Genomic DNA, 22,582 nt, shown 5'->3' with positions numbered 1-22,582 from the left:
GGGGGCGCCGCAGCGACCGGTGAGCAGGCCGCGCGGTTCCGTGACGCGCGTTACGGACGGCGTCCGAGCGGGGCCTGCCCGGAGCCTGCGGCGGGTGAGGACGGCTCGCGCCACGTTGGTCCGATCGAGTGACCCTGCGGGGGCGGCACGCCGTGACACGGAAGCACCCGCGTGCCCGGAAGCACCGCGTGCCCGGAAGCACCGCGTGCCCGGACGACGGGCGAAGTCCGAAGGCGCCTCGTCGGTGACCCCACCCGCGGCCGAGCCTGTACTCAGCGAAGTTCGCGCTCCGGTGCCGCCGTCAGCGCGAGCCGTCCTGCGGACCTTCGGCGGTACCGCCCTGCCGGCGTCCTCGCGCCGCGAACGTGCCGCCCACCGCGACGCCGAGGCACATGCCCAGGGCAATGCCCAGCGCGAGGTTGCCGAAGACCGGCAGTCCGAGGACGACACCCATCGCGAGCCCGAGGGAAAGGCCCACGGCGACGGCATTGCCCGAGGCGGATACCGAGTCGTTGCGTTCGTTTGGCATATGATCATTATGTCGAACCCGCATATTGCTTCACAGCATCGGTCAACTTGGACGTCCCGCGGTGCCACGACGTGCGCAGGCCCTCTCACCGGCCGGCAAGGCGTTCCAGCAGCAGGAAGCCGCGGATCGCGGCGACTCGTGCGGATCGCGTACTTGAGGACCGGAGACCACGGCGAGGCCGAGGATTTCGCCCAAAGGGGCACTTGCCCGGGTGGGCGCCTCGTGGGCGCGGGTGCGGGCGGTCGAGCAGCTGGGTGCGCCGGGTCCTGATCCGACCCACCAGGTCGACCAGTGCGATGCGTTGCTGCCACCTGGTAGAGGACCCTCGCATCAAGTGGTGGCCCACGACGACGAGACGACGCCAACTGCTCTTGTCTGCGCGCCCGGAGTCCGGCTTCTGTGGCTGTAACTCCCCATGGATTCCCGGGTGTGGGACGAATAGGATCTCCCACGCCGCCTGCCGATGCGTGATGCGCGGACGCCCACACATCGACTTCGGCGCCGGCGCCGGCACGGGGAGTCGGTCCGAGCAGACACCATCGTCCGAGACGAGCCACGGAAGCGACGGCGCTCTGCTCGGCCCCGGCCCCGCGGCCGAGTAATCCGACGTCACGCCGAACTCATTCTTTTCGTTGGAAACGGCAAAGGGCAGGGGGTCGTTGTCATCGATGAACCGGCAGGCCCAGGAGGAACACCAGCGGACGATGGCCCGGGCCTGGGCGGAATTCCAATCGGCCCAAGCTCTGCGGTTCCGCATGGATCGAATTGCTTATGATGCATCGTTGCAGGATCCGGCCGTCGCCCGAAATTATTACGATTACTGGAAGCTCGACCGGTTGACCGGAACGGGTGAAATCCAAGAATATCTGCGGCAGGGTTTGACGGAAATACGGGGCAGCAAAGGCGGAGCATTCGTTACGATACACCCGGAAACGGATCCGCTGCATGCAAGAATGACCGCTCTTTCCTTGCTCGTCATGGCCAGGCAATATGGCGAGGTCGACCTGCGGTCCGTGACGATCGACGACACCGTCCCGGGGAATTTTCCCAACGCCCGCGCGGTGGCCACGCAGGGCGACAATCCCGCGCAACTAGGATTGTGGTTCAAGTCCACACTCCTCAGAACCGACAATCGGGAAAATTTTCTTCGCGGTCTTTTGCAAGAAGAGAGGAACGCCTTCGGCGCGCACCGTAGATTCGGCGTGGCCAGCACGGCGGTCCATGAGTTCGGCCACGGAATCGGCTGGGCCGCAGAAGCCCGCCGGAGAGCCGGGAAACTGTACCGCAACGTTCCGAACATCGTGCTCAACAGCGTGCGACCCGACGAAATGCGGGCCATCTGGGGAGCGGTCGTGCACCGCTACGGAAATGAGCTTCGGAGCATCGAGGCGTCCGGCGCGGATTCGGGGACGATCAGCAATCGGAAAGCCGATCTCCATCAGAGACTTTTCGGTTCCGATACGGTGCTCCGCAACCAACAGGCGGCCGCAACGGTCGCGACGAAGATCGGTACCTATGCCAATAACGCAGGCGAATTGGACGCGGACACGGTGGCCGGGGCCGTCCTCGGCGGGGACTCGCAGAAGGGCCTGCCCCAAGAGCTGTTCGCCGAGTTGATGTGGACCCTGGGTCGGAGTGCCGACGACCGGCCCCGCTTTCTGAACGACTTCCTGCACGGCATGCAGGTCACCGAGCTCGACCGTTCTTGGAGATCGGGATACGTCCCGCAAAACAACGCGTATCTCCTGGCCGCGGCCGCCGAACCGCTCCGGCCGATACCTCCCCCCAACCCGTGGATCCGCCCGAGCATTTCCCCCGAACCGATGGCACCGATCCCCAAGCCACAACGCGTATTGCCATCGCCGCAGTCGCCCGAATCCCCGGCGACGATACCGCTGGTCCTGCCGGTCCCCGTAGCCGGGACGAGGACGACGGCCGAGACCACCCCGGGAAGCGCGGACGCCACAATCCCGGATCTTCGCGTACCCGACCCGAGAAGTCTGTGGGCCAACGGAACCCTGTCCACTGTGGCCCGCACGTTCACGCCGGCCCGTTCACCCCGGGGAGCCGGCTCGTCCACACCGTCTTCGACCCCCGCCGGTGAGGGAGCCGACCCAACGCCTCGTCGACGCGAGGGTCAGAACTCGAGAGAAACGAGACAGGACCCGCGCGGCCCCGCCATGGGCTGACAACACCCGAGGAACTCCTGACGTCGGACGCGACCCCGGGCCACGCCCGACACAGACCATCGCCCGTGCGGACGAGGTGATGTGGCCGCGACCTGGGGCCACTACGCGCTCCGGTCGGCGATCACCGACCCGAGCGCGTCGTCGGCGTCCGCGACTACGCGAACCCGACGGTGCCGGGAGATTCCGGGTCCCACCGGGTCGGGGCCGCGGGGCCCGGGTGCAACAGGCCCGCGGCGCGGGCGGTTTCGGTGGCCTCGCGGCGCGAGGTCGCGCCCAGTTTGTCGAGGATCGCCGCGACGTGGTGTTCCACGGTCCGCACCGACAACACCAGGTGCCGGGCGATCTCGGCATTGGTGCGGCCTTCGGCGAGCAGTTCGAGGACGTCGGATTGGCGGGCGGTCAGTCCCGCCGGATGGGTGCGGGTGGTCGGTACGGGGCCGCGGGGCACGCGGCGCAGCCCGAGGGCGCGCAGTCGGGCGCGGACCGGGTCGGCCGCGGCCGAGGCGCCGAGTCGGTCCAGCACGCCCAGTGCGGTCAGGGTCGGGCCGAGTTCCCCGGACTCGGCGAGCTCCAGCGCCTGTTCGTAGGGTGCCCCGGCGGCGGCGAAGCCCTCCGCGGCAGTTCGCCAGTCGCCGCGCAGGCTCGCCGCGTATGGCTCCGGGCAGCCCTCGAACGGCTCGGCCGCCGGCCCCGATCGGGCCAGATGCCACAGGAGTTCGGCGCGGAAGGACTCCCTGCCGGGCCGGTCCAGAAACGGCAGCAGTAGGTCGCGGACGGCGCCGGCGGCTTCCGGTCGGCGGGCGAGCCAGGCCCATTCGGCGTAGGCGATCCCGGCGTAGGCGAGTCCGGGCAGTGAGCGCTGGCGCAACGCGCGATGCCACGCCTGGATCAGCGGTTTCTCGGCGCCGGCGTCGCCGCGGCGGGCCAGGAGCCTCGCGTACGGCGGGACGCTGTAGACGTAGAGCATCCCCGGGTCGTCGACGCCCTCCACGAGTGCCCGCAGCCCCTGCTCGGCGGACGCCGTCTCACCGCGTCGCATCAGGGCCAGGCAGCGGTGCACGTCCAGGTTGTAGGCGTGCGACCAGAAGCCGCATTCGCGAGTGAACGCCAGTCCCTCCTCGACGCACCGGTCCAGCCCGGCAAAGTCGCCGAAGCGGTAGAGCAGTTCGGCGAGGTTGGTGTAGGCGCGGGCGGCGCTTTCGTGGGACCCGGCGTGCAGGGCGGTGGCGAGGCTCTCGCGGACGCAGCGCAGCGCGGGGGCCGGCTCGCCCAGGTCCGCCCGGGCCACCCCGAGATAGTTCAGGCACAACGAGATCAGATCCGGGCAGCCGTGTTCACCGGCGAGCCGCCGGGCCTGGTCGAGGACGCGGACGGCCCGTTCGCTGTGGCCGGTCAGCGCGAGCAGCGCGCCCTGATGGGTGAGCGCGGACGCCAGCTCCGGGGTGCGGCCGAGCGGGTCCAGGACGCGGACCGCCCGGGACACGGCGTCCTCGGCGGCGTCGGTCTCCCCGGTCATGTAGTGGTGGCGCGAGAGCCGGACCAGCGCCCGGCCGAACGCCGCGGGGTCCGCCGACGGCTCGTACAGGCGCACCGCCTCCTGGCCCGCGCGTACCGCCGAGGTGAAGCGGTGCGCGTTGTACAGCTCCCAGGCGTAGTCGTCCATCAGGCCCGCGCGGTCGGCGGCGGTGAAGCGGTCGGGGTGGCGCAGGGCGGCCTCGAAGTGCGTCAGCGCCTGCCGGTGCGAGCCGGCGCGCGCCGCCTCCCGGGCGGCGGCCGGGGCGTGGGCCGCGATGGTTTCGGCGTCGTCGGAGCGGACCGCGTGGTGCAGGAGCCGGTCCCGGTCCGGTTCCCGCCGGGCGAGCAGGGCGCGCACCACGGCACGGTCGAGGGTACGGCGGCGCAGGGCGGGCAGGCTGCCCTCGATCGCGCGGCGGGCGAGCTCGTGCCGGAACGCCAGTCCCTCGGGCCGTACTTCGACGATGCCGCGCCGCTCCGCCTCGGCCAGGGCGTCCAGCCGGTCGCCGAGCAGTTCCTCGGCGAGGCGCAGGCCGACGTGGGTGGGCACCACGGACAACTGCTCCAGCGCGGTGCGGCAGTCCTCGCCGAGGACACGTACCCGGGCCAGCACCGCGTCCGCGACGGTCTCCGGCACCTCTCCGGGGGTGTCGGCGAGGACCTCGGTGACGTAGAACGGGTTGCCGCACGTGACGGCGTGCAGGGTCCGCGGATCGCGTCCGGATCCGGCGGCGAGTCGGGCGACGGCGTCCGGGGACAGCGGTCGCAGGGGGAGTCTGCGCACCCGGGCGCGGGTGAGGGCGCCGAGCAGTCTTTGCAGCGGATGCCGGGTACCCAGCTCGTCGTCGCGGAAGGTGAGGACCAGGACCGTGCCGAGGTCGTCGACGCGTCCGGCCAGATAGGTGAGGGCGTCCAGGGTCGCGTCGTCGGCCCAGTGCACGTCCTCGACGACCAGCACCACCCGGCCCGCCTGCGACATTTCCGCGGAGATCGCGGCGAACACGGCCTCGCCCGCCGCCCCTTCGGCGAGAGTCCGCTCCAGCGGGCCGCCGGTGCCCGCGGCGGCATCGCGCAACGCACCGAGCGCGCGCGGCGCCATCAGGTCGTCGCAGGCGCCGACGAGCACGCGCACATCCGCTCCGACGGCTTCCGTGAATGCTCGGACCAGGCTGGTCTTGCCGATCCCGGCCTCGCCGAACACCAGCACCACCGAGCCCCACCCATGCCCGGCGTCGTCGCTCGCCGCGAGTAACTCGGCCAATTCCCGGTCGCGTTCCAGCATGGCGCCCCCAACCGACATCCTGCCCCGCTGCCGATCCGCTGTCGCCTCGATGCGTGCCGTCCACGGCAGTTCCGGTGCCGTCCACGGCGTTTGCGGCCACGCGTCCGTGCCAGGGCGTGTCTAGGTGGCCACGCTCCCAACATAGGTGGCGACCACCGATGCCCACCACAGGTCAACGCCCGTAGAACGGATCGGGTCGGCACCTCGCCGGGGGGAACGGCGGCGACGGCCTTCGATCCACGGCGGCCCGCGGCCCGCGGGCGAGTCACGACGCGAGGCGTCGACAGGCACGGCAAGGCAAGGCAACACTCAACGGAAATATCAATGTGGGGGAGAAATGACCCAAGTGGAGTCCCCGGCGGTCGTCGGCCGTACCGGAGAACCACCGTCCGAACCCGACCGTCGGGTTCAGCGGCCCGCGCCCCGGTTGGACATCGAAGCCGTCGAACCGCCCGTCGAGTCCGACGAGGCGCTGGTCAACAACGCGTTCGCGCTGGACAGTTCCTACATGGGCGTCGCGGTGCGCCCGGGCGGGCCGACCGGCGGCTGGTTCCGGATCTTCAAGGTGGGCGGCTGGTTCCAGGGCGGGGCGGACCAACTCGTGGCGATGGACTGGACGCCGGGCTTCGCCACGGTCCACGAAGAGGCCCTGGGCGGGGCGCTGACCTCCGCTCCCGGAGCGACGCTGTGGAAGAACCGCCAACGCATCGACGTCTTCGCGCGCGGCCTCGACTCGGCGACCTGGCACCACTGGCGCGACTACCAGCAGGGCGTGACCGGCTGGAACGGACCGCACAGCCCGCCGGACAACACCTCGATGACGGCCGTGTGGTCGTCCGCGGACCACCTGCTGCACTACGCGGTCCGCGGGACCGACAAGCAGTTCTGGACCGCGACCTGGAACGAGTCGACGTTCTCCTCGTCCGGCTGGGGGTTCACCCGCCCCGGTCCGGTCGAGTTCACCTCGGCCTGCGCGGGGGCAAGCCCCGAGATCAACGTGATGCGGCTGTACGCGCGCGGGGCCGACGGCTACCTGTACCGCACACAGGGACGCCAGTCGACACCGTCCAGTTGGGAGTCCTGGCATCGGGTCGGCAACCAGCCGGTGAAGCTGGCCAGCGCACCCACCGCGGTGAACTGGGGCTGGTGGGCCGAGGAGATCTTCGCGATGGGCGTGGACGGCCACGTGTGGAACGCCTATTACCGCGACCAGGAGGGCTGGAACTGGGAGAAGCTTCCCAAGCCCAACGACTCCACGGCCGGGCTCTACCGCCAGGCGACCCCGATCGTGGTGAGCCACCAGGTGGGGACGTTGGACCTGTTCGTCCCGGGCCACACCAAGGAGTTCCTGACCAACCGCTGGAAGGGAACCTGGCACGGGTGGCGAGGGGTGGTCGTCCCGAACCACTTCTACCCGGTGCAGTAACCGCACCGGCGCCGGCCGCGTTCCGCGGGCGGGTGTGCCCGTGAACCCGGGACACCGCCCGCGGATCGGCGCCGCCCCCATGGCTTGCTCACCTCGCACCGAGAGCCGGTCGGCGGGGCGGCGCCGGTGTCGATCCGGTCGCCGGCGGCGCGGCGCGGGACCGCCGCTCGTACGTCGCCGGCCTCCGCCCCGCGCGACAACCGGTCGACGGGCGGGGCCCAGGGATGCCAGCCGGCCCGCCGCCGAGCGGATCCTGCGCCCGGTGACGCCGTCCGAGGGGCGCACTACTGTCTCCGGGGCGGGCCGCACGAGCTGTTACGAGACCACCCGGAGCCGACCGCTCGGCCCGTGGCGGAGTTCTTCCAGAGCCTGCGCCGTGGCCTCGTCCGCGGGCAGCAGGACCACCAGTTGTTGTGCGTCCGACGGCAGTTCGAGAGTCTCCCGGAGCAATCGCAAGGCGTATCCCGCGGGATGGTCGAGTCGGAGGGGGCCGCGTTGCGGCACCACGTTCCCCTTCAGGCGGCGGGTGAAGTCCGGGCCCGCCACGGGGGCGAGTTCCGCGGTGAACCACGCGGTGTTCTCGATACTCGGCCCGAGCCACAGGTCGAAGGCCCGCTCGTCCGCGACGTCGTCCCAGTCCGCGAAGAACTCGCGGGCGCGCGGGTCGGTGAAGACGTAGCGGGTGAGGTTCGGGGCCTCGGCGTCGAGAAGTCCCGTTCCGTCGGCCAGCGCCGCGAAGCCTTCGGTGTGGGCGAGGACGTCGCCGAGCCGGTTCGTCACCAGTGCGATCCCCGGGTCCAGCAGACGCAGCGTTTCCAGGACGGACGGTCGCACCGCCCGGCTCGGCGGCGCGGGCCGCGCGTGCGAGGGGCACTCACCGCCGGTGATCTTGGTGAGGTAGCGCAGGTGCTCGCGTTCCGACGGATCCAGACTCAGCGCGTCGGCGAGCGCGTGCACGATCGGCGTGGAGGGATTGCGGTCCCGGCCCTGTTCGATGCGGGTCAGGTATTCCACGCTGATGCCCGCGCGCGCGGCGAGGTCCGAGCGGCGCAGACCCGGTGCACGGCGGCGTCCATGGTCCGGCAGTCCCAGCGATTCCGGCTGGATGCTGTCCCGCTTCGCGCGGATGAAGTCTCCCAACGGCGTACCCATGAGGTGAGCCTATGGCGGTGTCGGCGGGGTGTGGAGGGCTCAGGCCGGCCCTGCGGGGGCCGGCCTGAGCCCGGTCTGGTTGCCGCCTCGGCGTCGCCTGATCGTGGTGGACATGGAGAACACCGAGCACAGGTTGCTGATCATCGTCGGAAGCGTTCGAGACGGAAGGTTCGGCCCGGTGGTGGCCTCGTGGGTCGCCGCACAGGCCGCCACCCACGGCGGCTTCGACGTGGACGTCGTCGATCTGGCCGAAATCGACATCCCGCTGGCGCTGCCCGCCGCGTCCCCGAAGTACGCGGGCGACGACTACCCCCGCCCGGCCGGGATGGCGGCGTTGACGTCGGCGCTGGAGGACGCCGACGCGTTCATCGTGGTGACGCCCGAGTACAACCACAGCTACCCCGCCTCGTTGAAGGCGGCCATCGACTGGCACTTCACGCAGTGGACGGCCAAGCCCGTCGCCTTCGTCAGCTACGGCGGCGCGGCGGGCGGGCGGCACGCGGTCCTGCACCTCGAGAACGTGTTGACCGAGTTGCACGCGGTCACCGTTCGCGACGGCCTCGCCTTCCCGAACTACTTCACCGCATGGCAGGACGGCCGGCCGCTGGACGCCGACGCGCCGGGGTACGCCAAGACCCTCCTCGACCAGCTGTCCTGGTGGGCGGGCGCACTCCGAGCCGCTCGCGAGGCGGCTCCGTACCCGGCGTGAGCGCGGCGGCCATGGAGTAGGTGCCGCCCGGGTGTACCGATCCGCCGGTCGGCCGGCTCGCGCTCGGCCGCATGGCGTTCGCGGAGCGGACGTACGGGGTCGACCCGTGGGCGCTGGACGATCGGGCCGTCGGCGCCGATCTTCCAGGCGCGGCCGGCCGTACCGGCGCGGCGGACCCGGGCAGGAGTGGGGCGGTTCGGCGGGATTCTCCCATGGGCGACGAGGGTTCGGGCCGGCCCGGAGCGGATGTGGCAGGCGATGACGGGCCACGTCCGGAGGTCGGCCGCCCGGGGCACGCGGATCTTCGGACGACCCATCCACGCGGATGTGCCCGCAACAGCTCGACGGCCCGCCCTCCCCGCGCCGCCCCCGCACGGCACAAGCGCCGGGGGGCACGCTCGGTCCGGACGAGGGCGGTGCGGCGGGCGGCGCCGAGCTTGAGCCATCCGAGGGGTGCGACTGTTCCGATCGGGTGGGCGGGTCGGGTCGCTCGGCGTCGCACGGCGTGCCGTCGGACACGGTGATGCTTCGGTGCCGCCGTGCGGGGCGATGATGGGAGAGCGCGATGACCACAGGTGTGGACAGGCCCGGCCGGCCGGTGCTGCCGCCCATCCTCAGAGGGCAGAAAGCGTTGGTGACGGGGGCGAACTCCGGCATCGGCAAGGCGACCGCGATCGGACTGGGACGGGCGGGTGCCGACGTCGTCGTGAACTACGTCGCCGGCCGGGAGGCCGCCGAGGATGTGGTCCGAGAGATCGAGTCCTTCGGCGTACGGGCCTACGCGCACGAGGCCGATGTCTCTCGGGAGGACCAAGTCGTCGCGATGATCGCGCGCATGGTCGAGGACTTCGGCACGATCGACATCATGGTGGCCAACGCGGGGCTCCAGCGGGACGCCGCCTTCACCGAGATGTCGCTCGCCGAGTGGCAGAAGGTCCTGGACGTGAACCTCACGGGCCAGTTCCTGTGCGCCCGGGAGGCGACCAAGGAGTTCCTGCGCCGCGGCGCCGTCCCGGAGGTCTCCCGCTCGGTCGGGAAGATCGTCTGCATGAGCTCGGTCCACCAGATCATCCCGTGGGCGGGCCACGTGAACTACGCCGCCTCCAAGGGCGGCGTCCTGATGCTGATGCAGACCCTCGCGCAGGAACTCGCCCCGCAGGGCATCCGGGTCAACGCGGTCGCCCCTGGCGCCATCCGTACTCCGATCAACCGCAGCGCGTGGGACACCCCCGAGGCGGAGGCCGATCTCCTCAAGCTGATTCCCTACCGTCGCGTCGGTGATCCGCAGGACATCGCCGACGCGGTGACCGCACTGGTCTCCGACCTGATGGACTACGTCGTCGGCACCACGATCTACGTCGACGGCGGCATGACGCTCTTCCCCGGCTTCGCCACCGGAGGGTGAGGGCGTGGAGGACCACGTCACTCCTCGTCGGGTGGTGATCCTCGGCGGCGGCTTCGCCGGACTGTTCGCCGTACGGGCCCTGCGCGGCGCCCCGGTCGCGGTGACCCTGGTCGACCGCTGTGCGCACCACCTGTTCCAGCCCCTGCTGTACCAGTGTGCTTCCGGCATCCTGTCCGAAGGCCAGATCGCGCAACCGCTGCGCGCCGTCCTGCGCCGCCACGAGCAGGTACGTTGCCTGGAGGCGACGGCGACCGACGTGGACGTCACCCGACGGGTCGTGCACGCCGAGCGGCCGGACGGCCGCACGCTCGAACTCCCCTACGACGAGCTGATCGTGGGGATCGGCGTGCGCCAGTCCTACTTCGGGCACGACGAGTTCGCGGCCCACGCCCCGGGCATGAAGACGCTGGAAGACGCGCTGAACGTGCGAAGCAAGCTCTACCGCGCGTTCGAGATGGCCGAGGCCGCCGAGGACGAACGCGAGCGCGCGCAATGGCTCACCTTCGCCCTGGTGGGGGCCGGCCCGACCGGAGTCGAGCTGGCAGGCCAGATTCGGGAGATCGCCGGCCACACGCTCAACCGGGAGTTCTCCACCGTCGACCCGAGTCGGGCCCGGGTGCTGCTCTTCGACGCCTCGGACGCGGTCCTCGCCGCCTTCGGCCCCGTCCTGTCCCGTCGGGCCGCCCGAACCCTGGACGACCTCGGCGTGGAGGTGCACCTCGGCTCGATCGTCACCCACGTGGACGAACAGGGCCTGACCGTACGCCACAAGGACGGCGGTACGGAGCAGGTGGAGGCGCGCACGGTGCTGTGGACGGCCGGGGTCGAGGCACCGCCGCTGGCGACGGCGCCGGCCCGGGCCACCGGGGCGGAACAGGACCGGGCGGGACGCGTCCGGGTCGAGCCCGACCTGACGATCGCGGGCCATCCGGAGATCCGGGTCGTCGGCGACCTGATGAGCCTGAACAAGCTGCCCCGTCTGGCCGAGGTCGCGATGCAGAGCGGCGCCTACGCCGGCCGCCGGATTCGCCACGCCGTCGAGGGCCGGACCGGCAAGGCGCGTCCGTTCCGCTACCTGGATCTCGGGAGCGCCGCGTACATCTCCCGCGGCAAGGCGGTCGTCAAGATGGGCCGGTTCCACGCGTCCGGCCTGATCGGCCGGCTGATCTGGCTGCTCATCCACATCGTCTTCCTCACCGGCTTCCGCAGCCGGATCGGGGCGCTGCCGAGTTGGGCGGTGGTCTTCGCCACCGGCTCCCGCCGCGAACGCGCCTTCATCGCGACCGACCCGCCACCCGCCCCGCCCTCGGCCACATCCCCCGGTCCGCCGAACGACCCCGAGGTCGCCCGGCACGAGTCGTCGAGGCCCGCATGAACCTCATGCCCCAGCTGCTGGCCGCAGCCGCACCGGAACAGCTGCTTCCCGCACGGCAGTTGATGGCGTTCACGCTGGCCGCCCACATCACCCTGGTGCCGTTGGGCGTGGCACTGCCGTTCATCACGCTGGTGATGCACCATCGGGGTCTGCGCAAGAACGACCCGGTGGCCATGCTGCTGGCCCGGCGCTGGTCCGCCGTCATGGCAGTGCAGTTCGCGGTCGGCATCGTCACCGGCACGGTCTTGTCGTTCGAATTCGGACTGCTGTGGCCGGGCATGATGGGTCGGTGGGGCGACGTCTTCGGCATCGGATTCGGGGTCGAGGCCTGGGCGTTCTTCCTCGAGGCGATCCTGATCGCGATCTACCTGTACGGTTGGCGGCGGCTGAAGCCGTGGACGCACTTCTGGTTGGGCGTCCCCCTGCCGCTGGCGGCGCTGCTCGGCGCGTTCGGGATCATCGCCGCCAACGCCTGGATGAACACCCCCGCGGGCTTCACCCTCGATCCGACCGGCAAGCCGGTGAACGTCGATATCCGATCGGTGATCTTCACGCCGATGTTCGGACCGCAGTACTGGCATTTCGTGGTCGCGATGTTCCTGACCGCGGGCTACGTCGTGGCCGGTGTCTACGCGGTCGGGTGGCTGCGCGGTCGCCGCGACCGCTACCACCGGCTCGGGTTCCGGGTGCCGTTCACGATCGCCGCCGTCCTGACCCCCGTGCAGTTCGTCCTCGGCGACTCCATCGCCCGGTCCGTCTTCCACAAGCAGCCCGTCAAGTTCGCCGCCACCGAACTCGTCTGGAACACCGACACCCATGTACCCGAGTACATGTTCGGCAGCCTGCAATCGGACGGAAGTGTCAAGGGGGGTCTCAAAATCCCCCAACTGGACTCGATTCTGGCCGGCTTCAGCCCCGACACCAAGGTGACCGGGCTGACCGCCGTGCCGGCCTCCGACCGCCCCACCCCGACCCAGGCGACGATCGCACACTGGGCCTTCGACATCATGGTGACCATCGGCAGCCTGCTGATCCTGTTGGCGCTGTGGTACGGCTGGTGTTGGTTGCGCCGCCGTGACCTGCCGCGGTCACGGTGGTTCTTCCGAGGCGCCGCCCTTGCCGGTGCGGCCAGTGTGGTGACCGTGGAATGCGGCTGGATCACCACCGAGGTGGGTCGCCAACCCTGGATCGTCTACGGGAACATGCGGGTCTCCGAAGCGGTCACACCGACCGGGGCGGCCACGCTGTGGACCGTGTTCGCCGTCATCGTGGTGCTCTACGGCCTCATCTTCGGGGCGTTTCTCGGCGTGCTCCTCAAGATGCGAAGTCGTTGGCGCCTGGCCGACTCCAAAGTCGGCCGCGTGCCGGCCGACGGACCCGAGAGCGACACCCCGTACGGCCCACGCGGCGAACTGGTCACCACCGGCCCGAAGCCCTCTGCTCCGTTGGGGACTTCGGGCAGCGGATCGGGCACCGGCCCGGACCCCGGGAGCGGGCCGTGATCGCCGACGCCGTGGCCTGGATCCTGCTGGTGGTGATCGCCGCGTACGTCTGCGGCGGCGGCGTCGACTACGGCGCCGGGTTCTGGGACCTGCTGGCCGGCGGTGCGGAGCGCGGGAAGGCCCCGCGCCGGCTGATCGATCACGCGATGGCGCCGGTGTGGGAGGTCAACAACGTCTGGCTGATCTTCGTCCTGATCCTCATGTGGACCGGCTTCCCGGTGTTCTTCCAGACGGTGTTCACCGCGTTGTGGCTGCCGCTGGTGCTGGCCGCCGTGGGCATGCTCCTGCGCGGCGCCGGATTCGCGCTCCGCAAGCCCACCCGCAGGCTGGCCGAACGCCGGGTGTACGGGGCCGTGTTCGCGATCTCCTCGCTGCTCACCCCGTTCTTTCTGGGAGCCGCCGCGGGCGGAGTCGCCTCCGGCCGGGTCGAGCCGGGCACCACCGCTTCGGCCGACGCCTGGGCGAACACGACCTCGATCTTCGCCGGACTGCTCACCGTCGCGGCCACCGCCTTCCTCGGTGCGGTGTTCCTCACCTCGGACGCGCGCCGCTTCGGCGCCCACGACCTGGTCGGCTACTTCCGGCTGCGCGCCTGGATCGGCATCGCGGCCCTCGTGGTCCTGGGTGTGCTCGCCCTGGCCGTGACCGACGAGCACGCCTCGTACGTCCGGCACGGCCTCACCCACGGGATCGGGCTCGTGCTGATCCTGGTCGCCGCGGGTGCCGTGGCCGCCACGGCCTGGCTGGTCTCCGGCCGTAACGCCGGATGGGCGCGCTACACCTCGGTGGCCTCGGTCGCCCTGACGGTCGCGGCCTGGGGATTCGCGCAGCGTCCCTATCTGGTGCCCACCTCGCTGACCGTGCGGCAGGCAGCGGGAGACAGCGAGTCGCTGCGCTGGATGCTCATCGTCGCACTCATCGCCGTCGTGCTGATCGGCCCGGCGCTCGTGGTGCTGTACCGCCTCGACACGCACGGGGTGCTGGAACCGCTGACCGACGAGGACGTCGGGGAGTGACGGCTTGCCACATCGCACCGCACCGAACCGAACCGCACCGCACCGCACCGCACCGCACAGAACCGCACCGCATCGGGCGCGGCGGAGACGGGCGGCCCGCCGGCAAGCCCGATGCGCAAGTCACGCGGCGACGATTGTCATCCCCGGCCGAGAAGCGGAATGTGACCTGTGGACAAGGGCGTTCCCCGGCCGGGGAGCCCGGCACGGGGAGGCTCAGCCCAGGCGCTCCGCCAAGTGGTCACCGACCCGCAGGGCGTTCGCGATGGCGGTCAGCGAGGGGTTGACCGCGCCGATGCTCGGGAAGAAGCTCGTGTCCACGACGTACAGGTTGTCCAGGTCGTGGGCCTTGCAGTTGACGTCGAGAGCCGAACTCAACGGATCGGTGCCGAATCGCACGGTGCCCGCCTGGTGCGCGGTGGCACCGATCGGCATGCCCTTGTGCAGGTAGAGGCTGTGCGGGAGCAGGTGGTGCGGGTGCATCCCCAGGTGTTCGAGGTTGCTCCGGAGCTTGTGCCGCACAAGCGTCGCGCTGGGCATCGACCGCCGTGATCGCACGAGAATCCGACAGGGTCTGCGCGCGCTCTTCGTGGGCTTCGTACCGGCGATCGTCGCCACGTTGTTGTTCAGCCTCCTTATTCGCGCATTCGACCTCGAGTCGCGGGCGTTCGGCCTGGGACTGCGGCCGGTGTCCAATCTCATCAACACCCCCAACTTCTTCTCGGTCGCCGTCGCGACGTTGGCCGGGATCGTGTGCATCGTCTCGCTCACCGAGGCGAGGACGAGTGCTCTGCTCGGCGTGTTCATCTCGGTCACCACCATCCCGGCGGCCGCCGACGTCGGTGTCTCCGTCGCGTTCGCCGCCTGGCGAGAGGCATGGGGGTCGCTCGTGCAACTGCTGGTCAACATCGTGGTCCTGGTCGCGGTGGGCACCGCAACGCTCCGCCTCCAGCGGGAGATCTGGCGGCGGGTCGGCCGGCGCCGCGGGCAAACCGGCAGCCGGCCCGGTCACGGCGGGTAGGAACGCCGTGATCGAGGCCCCGAATGGCGGCTCGGCCGCGGTCCGATTGCGCCATGGGCATGACGGTGCGGGACATGCCGGGGCTCCCCGGGCCGGGGACGCGGAACCCGCTCCAGCCGCGTGATATCACCGGACAAAGGCTTGTGAGCCGACGCCTGCGGGTGGGTTCCGTTGCTGAGGAGACGATGCGAGTGTCGGCCACGCCTGCCGGAGTGCCCGAAAAGGTGTCACCGGATCCCTTCGCGCCGGTCCGTTCTCGCGGGTACCTGGGGCTCTTGGCGATAGCGGCGGTGCTCGGGGTCCCGATCTCGGCGGCGGCGTTCGGATTCCTCGCCCTCGTCTCCCGGTTCGAGTCGCTGACCTACACGGATCTGCCCGAGGCGCTGGGCTTCGACGACACGCCCTCGTGGTGGCCGGTACCGCTGCTCGCCGTGGCGGGGCTGCTGGTCGGGCTGATCATCAACCATCTACCGGGGGAGGGCGGGCACAAGCCGGCCGAGGGCCTCGGCTCGACGGGCGCGGCGTCCGCGAAGGAGCTGCCCGGTATCGCGCTCGCGGCGCTGGCCTCCCTCGGGATCGGCGTCGTCCTCGGGCCCGAGGCGCCGCTCATCGCTCTCGGCGCCGGCCTCGCCGTGTTCGGCGCACGGCTGGTGAAGCGGGACATCGGGCCGAAGGTGAGCGCCGCCGTGGGCGCCGCCGGGAGTTTCGCCGCGGTCAGCGCGCTGCTGGGATCGCCGCTCCTGGGGGCGTTCCTGCTGATGGAGGCATCGGGCCTGGGTGGGCCGATGCTCGGGATGGTGCTGGTGCCGGGACTGCTTGCGGCCGGCATCGGTTCGCTCGTCTTCATCGGCCTGGGCTCGTGGACCGGCCTGGGCACCTACTCCCTGACCCTCGACGACGTGCCCGCCGCCGATGTGCCGGATTTCGCGTCCTTCGGCTGGGCCCTCGTCATCGGGCTTGCGGCGGCCTTCCTGGGCACGGGCATCCGCCGGGGCGCCCTGTATCTGGAGCCGCGGGTGGAGCGGCACAGGGTGCCGGTCACCGTGGCGATGGGGACGATCGTCGGGCTCGCCGCGCTCGTGTATGCCGAAGGGTCGGGGTACGACGCGTCGGGGGTGCTGTACTCGGGGCAGCACGCGCTGGACCCGCTGCTCGCCGGCAGTGACGGATATTCGGTGGGCGCGCTCGTCCTGCTCATCTTCTGCAAGTCGGTGGCGTACTGCGTGTCACTGAGCGCCTTTCGGGGAGGTCTCGTCTTTCCCTCGATGTTCGTGGGCGCGGTGGGCGGGATCGCGCTGTCCCATCTCCCCGGCCTGGATCTGACGTCCGGGTTCGCGATGGGTATCGGCGCGATGTGCGTGGCGATGCTGAAACTCCCGATGACCTCGGTGCTGTTGGCCACCCTGCTGTTGGGGTCCTCGGCGCTCACCGTGATGCCGCTCGTGATCGTCGCGGTCGTGGTCTCGTACGTCGTCTCGCTGCGACTCGTCCCCGTGCCCCGCGTTGCGCCCGCCACGCCACCGGGCTCCGAGCCCGTCGGCGCCCACGCCGACCCGTCCTAGTCCGACGCCCGTTCGGTACATGGGGCCGCTCGGGCCGTATGTACCTGACCCGGCACCCGAGGTGGAGGCCGATCGTGTCCGTGAGTCCGACAGGGCGGCAGATCGTGCTGCGCGAAGGCGAACAGACCGCCGCCGTCGTGGAACTCGGCGGTGCCCTGCGCGGCTACTTCGTCGGTGGACGGCCGGTACTGGACGGCTTCTCCGCCGACGAGCCGATCGTGGGCGGCCGTGGCCAGGTCCTCGTGCCGTGGCCGAACCGGATCGGCGGAGGACGGTACCGGTGGAACGGCGAGGACTTCCGGCTGCCCCTGACCGAGCCCGAGAAGGGCAACGCGATCCACGGGCTGCTGCGCTGGACGTCCTGGCAGGTGCTGGAAAAGCACGAGGATCGGGTACTTCTCGGGGTCACGCTCTGGCCACAGCCGGGCTACCCCTTCCTCCTCCACGTCCGGGTCGAGTACGCGCTCGGGCCGGCGGGGCCGGCGGTGGCCGTGGTCGCCCGGAACGTCGGTACCGGCACAGCGCCCTACGGTGTCGGCCGGCACCCCTACCTCACCGTGGGCACCGACCCGGTGGACGACGCGGTGCTCACCCTCCCGGCCCGAAAATGGCTTCCGGCGGACGACTCGGGCATGCCCGCGGCGGCCGAACCGGTGGCCGGCTCACTCTTCGACTTCCGCATCCCCAGGGCCGTGGGCGCGCAGCACCTGGACACGGCATTCACGAAATTGGAGCGGGACTCCTCCGGTCTTGCCGCGGTACGGCTGGCGCACCCTTCCGGATCGCACGGCACCGACCTGTGGCTCGGCGAGGGAGTCGAGTTCGTGCAGGTGTACACGGGAGACACGCTCCCCGAGCCGGCGCGGCGCAAAGGCATCGCGGTGGAGCCGATGTCCTGCCCGGCGGACGCGTTTTTAAGCCGCGCCGGTCTGGTGGAACTCGAGCCCGGTGCCGAGCACACTTTCAGGTGGGGCCTGCACGCGTGGACCGAGCGACGCTGACACCGAGACGACGTGACCCGCGGCCCGTTCGGCGACGCTCGGCCTCTTCGACGTCGGTCTCGGCGGGGGCAGCGTGGCGGCCCCCGCCGAGCCGCGATGCCCCCGGGCGACCTGTGTCGAACCCGCGGTCGGGGTTCGTCCGGCCGGTCCCGGTCGCCCCGTGTGCATGGTGGGGGACCGGAACGGCCGGCCGCGTTCTCACCTCGCGTCGCTGGTTGCCCCGCGAGGGCTACCAGCGGTACCAGCGGCCTCGCGCGCCCCCGGCGCCGGTGCCTCGGAAGACGAAGCCGAGGAGCCACACGACGAGGACGATGATGGCGATCCACCACAGGGCTTTGAGGGCGAATCCGGCGCCGAAGAGCACCAGCGCCAGTAGGAGGACGAGCAGAAGCGGGATCATGACGATCACCTGTCGAAGACTGGTCGTGGGTGGGCGGCCGAGACCGGTTGGTCAGGGCCCGGGCTGGGTTTCCCGGTGTCGGCCGAACAGGGCCATGCAGACCTGGTTGGGTCCGACGATCGGGTGGTCCGGCAGCGTGGCGAGCACGCGCAGGACCGACGGGGGCGCGTGGTGGGCGCGGGCGTACGCGATCAGGCCGCCGGGCCGGGCGGGATAGGTCGCGCCTCGGAGCGCGCAGTGGACCTCCATGGGCGTGGGGTCCGTTCCGGAACAGGCCGGGGCGCTCATGGCGACGCCCCCTCGATGCCGTCGTCACCCGGTCCCCTGGGGGAGCCGCCCGCGGTCGCACGGGGTGGCGGAGCGAACGCGAGACAGGTGAACAGGTGCGCGGTGCCCGTGATGTCGAGGAGACGGCGAAGCTTGTCGCAGGGTACGAGGGTGAGTGCGATCCCGCGCTCGACGGCTCTGGCTCGTGCGTACAGCAGGGCGTGGATTCCGGTGCTGTCGCAGAACGTCACCGCGCGCATGTCCACGTTCACTCGACGTGCTCCGAAACCCAGGACGGTGTCGAGGGCTCGCCGAAGCTGTGGCGCGGTGTCGATGTCGATCTCTCCGCCGATCCGCAGGAGGGTTCGGGCGCCGTCTGTGGCGGCGTTTACACGGAGATGCCGCGTCATGGTTGCGCCGTGCCGGCGGCGTCCGGGGCGACTCGTGCCCCGGCGGCGGGTGTTGGGGCGACGTGGGGACATTGCCATTCCCTCACTCGGGTGCCGTGGTGGGGATCTCGATCGGGGTGCGGACCGGTCGGGTCGGTTTGACCCGCGTCCCGTCAACTCCAGGATCGGACGCCGGCAAAAGCACGTCAAGGAATTCGGGAACTCTATTTCCGGTGTAGTGATGCCGGAATGAACGAGCTTACGATGGGTGTCATGAGTGATGCGGACGAGGCCCGGCCGTCGTGGACCTTTTTCACCAGTCACGCCCGTGTGCTTTCGGTGATCGCTCGTGATCCGCAGGCGCGTGTGCGCGACATCGCGGCCGTGTGCCTGCTGACCGAGCGCGCCGTCCAGGGCATCCTGGCCGACCTGGAGGACGGCGGGTATCTCATCCGGGAGCGCAGCGGGCGCCGCAACACGTACCGCATCGTCCCCGGAACGGAGGTGCGCCATCCCGCGGACCGGGGCCGGGCCGTCGCCGACGCCCTCGACCTGCCCGTAGAGGAGCACCCGGACGCGGCGGACGCGGCGGACGTCGACACGGATCCGTCCGGGACCCGGGCGCCTTGACCCCATGCCCGAGCCCGCAACCGGGGCCGAGGTCGCCCCCGGCACTATCCCGACGCGGGACGGGGGTCGGGCGTGCCGAGACCCCCGCGGGATGCAGGCGCGGGGGTCTCGGTGTGTCGGACGTGGAGGAACGTCCGGGAAAATGCCCTCGGAGGGGTCAGCCTCGGTGGTCGCCGTGCTGGGGCGCCTCGTGGCCGCCGTCGTGCCCCTTGTGCCCTTCGTCGTCCCCGTCGATGTTGAGGCAGGTGTTGCCGATGGCGGGGTTGAGGACGCCGACGATGTTCACGGTGTTGCCGCACAGGTTGATCGGCACGTGGACCGGGACCTGGATGTTGTTGCCGGAGGCCACACCGGGGGAGTCGACGGCGGCGCCGTCCGCGTCGGCCTCGGCGTGCGCGGCGCCCGCGCCCGCCATCAGGACCGCTGCGGTGCCGGCCATCACCATGGTGACCTTCTTGAACGAACCCACGAACACTCCCTCTTCGCTGCGGCGCCGGACCGTCCCGACGCCCTCGTCCCGACCAACGACCCACACGCCCAAAGGCTTCGGCCCCGGCAACCGTTCACCCGAACGACGCACACCACACGTCGGACGGTGGGTTCCCAGCCGGAGACGGTCTCGCCGATGTCGCCGATTTCGGTGGCAGGGACACATGCCGACGCCCGGCCCGCCCGCAGGGTGCCCGAGCGCGGCGACGAAGGCGAGCCGCACCGACTCGCCGGCCGTCACGTTCGCCCGGGACCCCGATCTCACCCCTGAAAGCGCGCGACGGCGGGGGTGTGCGCCGGGCTTCGGGGGCTGCCGGATCGACGTGGCTCGCTGAGGAAGGGTTCAGCGGTGCCGGCCTCCGGACCCGTGCCGCGGGGCCGCCGGATCGTGCGGCGCCGGGTTCGGGAGCAGCATGGAGACAAGCCCTCAGCCGGCGCGTGACCGCGTTGGCCGCGCTGGGGAGGGAGCTGTATGGAATGAGTGCACACGAGTCGCCCCCACGGGACGAGCACGGCCAGGCGGCCGTGCCCTCGCCGCCCGGAGGGCTGCTGGACCTGCTGAGCGTCGCGGCGATCGTGCTGGACGACCGCGGGAAGATCGTGTTCTGGAGCCCGCAGGCCGACAAGGTGTTGGGCCACACGGCCGAGGAGGCTCTGGGGCAGTACGCGGCCGACGTGCTGGTGCACCCGATGCACCGGGACCTGGTGGTCAAGCTGTTCGCCGAGATCCTGAGCACCGGCGCGAGCTGGGCCGGCGCGTTCCCGATCCTCCGCAGGGACGGCACGACGCGCCTGGTGGAGTTCCGCAATATGCGCCTCCTGGACGACCTGGGCGACGTCTACGCCCTCGGCATAGCCGCCGACCAGAGCATGCTGCGGCGGGTGGAGACGGATCTGGCCCTGTCCGAGCGCCTGGTGTCGCAAGCCGCCATCGGTATCGCCCTGCTGGACACCGACCTGCGCTATCTGCTGGTCAATCCGGCGCTGGAACGTATCAACGGCAAATCGGCGGCCGACCACATCGGGCGGCACCCCGTCGACATCGTCCCGTCCCTCGACGTCGACACCATCGAGTCCGCGCTGCGCCAAGTGCTGCTCACCGGCACGCCCCTGATCGACCAGTACACGGTCGGCCGCACCCCGGCCGACCCCGACCACGACCACGCCTGGTCGGTCTCGTACTTCCGGCTCGAAGGTTCCGGCGGGCGGGTGATCGGAGTGGCGACCACGGTGGTCGACGTCAGCGAACGCCACCGGGTCGCCACCGAGGCGGATCGGGCCCGCCGCCGGCTGGCCGTGATCGCCGACGCCTCCGCCCGCGTCGGCACCACCTTGGAGGTGGAGACCACGGCCCAGGAACTGGTCGAGGTCGCCGTGCCCGACCTGGCCGACGTGGCCGCGGTCGACGTCCTCGACGCCGTCCTGGCCTTCCGCCGTACCAGCGCATCCGTGGACCGGGGGCCGGAGATGTTCCGCGCGCTCGCCGTCGCCTCCGCCTACCCCACACCGGCGACGGACTCCCTGAAGGTCGGGGACCTCGCCGCGTACAGCGCCGACCGTCTGATCACGCAGTGCGTCCACACCGGGCAGCCCGTCGTGGTCGCCCACGCCGACACCAGCGATCTGCAGCACATCGCCCCCGATGCCGACGTCGCGACCGCCTTCGCCCGGGCCGGGGTGCACTCCTACCTCGCGGTGCCGCTGATCGCCCACAACGAGGTCCTCGGTGCCTTCGACCTGCTGCGCGCCCGCAACCCGCTTCCCTTCGACGACGACGACGTGATCCTCGCCGTCGAACTCGCCGCACGCGCGGCCGTCGCCATCGACAACGCCCGTTGGCACCAGAGCGTCCGCAACGTCTCCGAGACCCTCCAGCGCAGTCTCCTGCCCGGTCGCCCACCCGAGCTCACCGGCCTCGACGTCGCCTCCTTCTACCAGCCCGCCCAGGCATCCCACGAGGTGGGAGGCGACTGGTACGACGTCATTCCGCTGACGGACGACAGAACCGCGCTGGTGATCGGCGACGTGATGGGCAACGGCATCGACGCCGCCGCCACCATGGGCCGACTGCGCACCGCCACCTGCGCCTTCGCCGACCTCGACCTGCCTCCCGACCACGTGCTCCAACACCTCGACAGGATTACCGACGGACTCGAGCACTACATCGCCACCTGCATCTACGCCGTCTACGACCCGCACCGGCACCGGTGCCACATCGCCAACGCCGGCCACCTACCGCCGGTCCTCGCCCCCGCCGGACGGCGACCCCGACTGCTGGACCTGCCGTCCGGGGCACCGCTCGGCGTCGGCGGCATCTCCTTCCACACCACCGACTTCGAGCTGAACCCGGGCGACCGGCTCGTTCTCTACACCGACGGCCTCGTCGAAACCCGCCACCACGCCATCGACGAACGTCTGGACACGTTGCTGCGCACCCTCGACGAATCCCGCCTGCCCCTGGACGACACCTGCCAGTGGCTCCTGCGAGCCCTGCGACACCCCGACGACCACGACGACGTCGCTCTCCTGATCGCACAAGCCGGCACGGTGGCCGTGGACCGTCGCACCCCCGGACCCGATCGACCTTGACCCCGTGGACGAGGTCCGCCCGGGCCGGCGCCCCGGCCGCTTCCGGCGGCCAAGCGCGAGCCGACCGAAGCGCACGCCGATCCCCGGCGGCCGGTGCGGACCGGAACGGTGGGTGGCGCGGGACGCCGGTGACCGGG

The 22,582-nt window shown here is 71.0% G+C and carries 18 protein-coding genes and 2 pseudogenes; 12 read left to right on the top strand and 8 right to left on the bottom strand.

The window, feature by feature from the left end:
• Window positions 1–301 precede the first annotated feature (301 nt).
• On the bottom strand, window positions 302–529 hold the full coding sequence (locus ACZ4FV_RS10595; RefSeq protein WP_465322438.1) for a glycine zipper domain-containing protein: 228 nt from the start codon (window positions 527–529) through the stop codon (window positions 302–304).
• 668 nt (window positions 530–1,197) lie between these two features.
• On the opposite strand from ACZ4FV_RS10595, the gene ACZ4FV_RS10590 reads away from it, so the two are divergent.
• On the top strand, window positions 1,198–2,718 hold the full coding sequence (locus tag ACZ4FV_RS10590) for a hypothetical protein (RefSeq protein ID WP_465322437.1): 1,521 nt from the start codon (window positions 1,198–1,200) through the stop codon (window positions 2,716–2,718).
• A 154-nt stretch (window positions 2,719–2,872) separates the two neighbouring features.
• Here the strand turns inward: ACZ4FV_RS10590 and ACZ4FV_RS10585 are convergent, their stop codons facing one another.
• A complete protein-coding gene (locus ACZ4FV_RS10585; RefSeq protein ID WP_465322435.1) occupies window positions 2,873–5,515 on the bottom strand; it encodes an ATP-binding protein in 2,643 nt (880 codons plus the stop codon).
• A 337-nt stretch (window positions 5,516–5,852) separates the two neighbouring features.
• Here ACZ4FV_RS10585 and ACZ4FV_RS10580 point away from each other — a divergent pair, with 337 nt between their 5' ends.
• Window positions 5,853–6,941 carry a DUF8189 domain-containing protein gene (locus ACZ4FV_RS10580; protein WP_402236313.1) on the top strand — a complete coding sequence of 363 codons (1,089 nt, stop codon included), beginning with the start codon at window positions 5,853–5,855 and terminating at the stop codon, window positions 6,939–6,941.
• Between the two features lie 315 nt (window positions 6,942–7,256).
• Here the strand turns inward: ACZ4FV_RS10580 and ACZ4FV_RS10575 are convergent, their stop codons facing one another.
• Window positions 7,257–8,093, bottom strand: a complete 837-nt coding sequence (locus ACZ4FV_RS10575) for a helix-turn-helix domain-containing protein (RefSeq protein ID WP_402236314.1) — start codon at window positions 8,091–8,093, stop codon at window positions 7,257–7,259.
• A 112-nt stretch (window positions 8,094–8,205) separates the two neighbouring features.
• On the opposite strand from ACZ4FV_RS10575, the gene ACZ4FV_RS10570 reads away from it, so the two are divergent.
• The 5 genes from ACZ4FV_RS10570 to ACZ4FV_RS10550 all read left to right on the top strand — a co-directional run bounded on the left by ACZ4FV_RS10570 (window position 8,206) and on the right by ACZ4FV_RS10550 (window position 14,100).
• Window positions 8,206–8,802 (top strand): NADPH-dependent FMN reductase, encoded by a 597-nt coding sequence (locus tag ACZ4FV_RS10570; RefSeq protein ID WP_395861216.1) that lies wholly within the window; start codon window positions 8,206–8,208, stop codon window positions 8,800–8,802.
• A gap of 565 nt (window positions 8,803–9,367) precedes the next feature.
• Window positions 9,368–10,207, top strand: a complete 840-nt coding sequence (locus ACZ4FV_RS10565; protein ID WP_395861218.1) for an SDR family oxidoreductase — start codon at window positions 9,368–9,370, stop codon at window positions 10,205–10,207.
• A gap of 4 nt (window positions 10,208–10,211) precedes the next feature.
• The gene (locus ACZ4FV_RS10560) at window positions 10,212–11,582 is read left to right on the top strand and encodes an NAD(P)/FAD-dependent oxidoreductase (RefSeq protein WP_465322433.1); all 1,371 of its coding nucleotides are present in this window, start codon (window positions 10,212–10,214) and stop codon (window positions 11,580–11,582) included.
• Window positions 11,579–13,084, top strand: coding sequence for a cytochrome ubiquinol oxidase subunit I (locus ACZ4FV_RS10555; RefSeq protein ID WP_395861222.1), 1,506 nt, complete (start codon window positions 11,579–11,581; stop codon window positions 13,082–13,084). The genes ACZ4FV_RS10560 and ACZ4FV_RS10555 overlap by 4 nt, the downstream gene beginning before the upstream one ends.
• On the top strand, window positions 13,081–14,100 hold the full coding sequence (locus ACZ4FV_RS10550; RefSeq protein WP_402236322.1) for a cytochrome d ubiquinol oxidase subunit II: 1,020 nt from the start codon (window positions 13,081–13,083) through the stop codon (window positions 14,098–14,100). Before ACZ4FV_RS10555 ends, ACZ4FV_RS10550 begins: the two co-directional genes overlap by 4 nt.
• A gap of 213 nt (window positions 14,101–14,313) precedes the next feature.
• On the opposite strand, the pseudogene ACZ4FV_RS10545 reads toward ACZ4FV_RS10550, so the two are convergent.
• Window positions 14,314–14,619, bottom strand: a pseudogene (locus ACZ4FV_RS10545) (GMC family oxidoreductase); the annotation flags it as partial.
• 1 nt (window position 14,620) lies between these two features.
• Here ACZ4FV_RS10545 and ACZ4FV_RS10540 point away from each other — a divergent pair.
• From ACZ4FV_RS10540 to ACZ4FV_RS10530, 3 genes and pseudogenes are all read left to right on the top strand, one after another.
• Window positions 14,621–15,118: pseudogene (locus ACZ4FV_RS10540) on the top strand (DUF389 domain-containing protein); the annotation flags it as partial.
• 191 nt (window positions 15,119–15,309) lie between these two features.
• A complete protein-coding gene (locus tag ACZ4FV_RS10535) occupies window positions 15,310–16,680 on the top strand; it encodes a chloride channel protein (protein WP_402236325.1) in 1,371 nt (456 codons plus the stop codon).
• 74 nt (window positions 16,681–16,754) lie between these two features.
• Window positions 16,755–17,681 (top strand): aldose 1-epimerase family protein, encoded by a 927-nt coding sequence (locus ACZ4FV_RS10530; RefSeq protein ID WP_465322432.1) that lies wholly within the window; start codon window positions 16,755–16,757, stop codon window positions 17,679–17,681.
• 229 nt (window positions 17,682–17,910) lie between these two features.
• On the opposite strand, the gene ACZ4FV_RS10525 is transcribed toward ACZ4FV_RS10530, so the two are convergent.
• Genes ACZ4FV_RS10525 through ACZ4FV_RS10515 form a run of 3 tightly spaced genes read right to left on the bottom strand, consistent with a single transcriptional unit; the run spans window position 17,911 to window position 18,758 of the window.
• The gene (locus tag ACZ4FV_RS10525) at window positions 17,911–18,081 is read right to left on the bottom strand and encodes a hydrophobic protein (protein WP_395861230.1); all 171 of its coding nucleotides are present in this window, start codon (window positions 18,079–18,081) and stop codon (window positions 17,911–17,913) included.
• 51 nt (window positions 18,082–18,132) lie between these two features.
• Complete coding sequence (locus ACZ4FV_RS10520; RefSeq protein ID WP_395861232.1) at window positions 18,133–18,369, bottom strand: DUF2795 domain-containing protein; 237 nt, start codon at window positions 18,367–18,369, stop codon at window positions 18,133–18,135.
• Window positions 18,366–18,758 carry an STAS domain-containing protein gene (locus ACZ4FV_RS10515; protein WP_395861234.1) on the bottom strand — a complete coding sequence of 131 codons (393 nt, stop codon included), beginning with the start codon at window positions 18,756–18,758 and terminating at the stop codon, window positions 18,366–18,368. Before ACZ4FV_RS10515 ends, ACZ4FV_RS10520 begins: the two co-directional genes overlap by 4 nt.
• A gap of 252 nt (window positions 18,759–19,010) precedes the next feature.
• Between ACZ4FV_RS10515 and ACZ4FV_RS10510 the strand changes: the two genes are divergently transcribed.
• Entirely contained in the window at window positions 19,011–19,367 is a 357-nt protein-coding gene (locus ACZ4FV_RS10510; RefSeq protein ID WP_395861236.1) for a MarR family transcriptional regulator, read from the top strand.
• A 157-nt stretch (window positions 19,368–19,524) separates the two neighbouring features.
• Here ACZ4FV_RS10510 and ACZ4FV_RS10505 read toward each other — a convergent pair whose 3' ends face one another.
• A complete protein-coding gene (locus ACZ4FV_RS10505) occupies window positions 19,525–19,836 on the bottom strand; it encodes a chaplin (RefSeq protein ID WP_395861238.1) in 312 nt (103 codons plus the stop codon).
• Between the two features lie 497 nt (window positions 19,837–20,333).
• Here ACZ4FV_RS10505 and ACZ4FV_RS10500 point away from each other — a divergent pair, with 497 nt between their 5' ends.
• Window positions 20,334–22,445, top strand: coding sequence for a SpoIIE family protein phosphatase (locus ACZ4FV_RS10500; RefSeq protein ID WP_465322431.1), 2,112 nt, complete (start codon window positions 20,334–20,336; stop codon window positions 22,443–22,445).
• Window positions 22,446–22,582 lie beyond the last annotated feature (137 nt).

Source organism: Embleya sp. NPDC025285 (assembly GCF_055558835.1).
The sequence above is the reverse complement of the archived record's forward strand: the minus strand, read 5'-3'. Positions and strand labels throughout refer to the sequence as shown.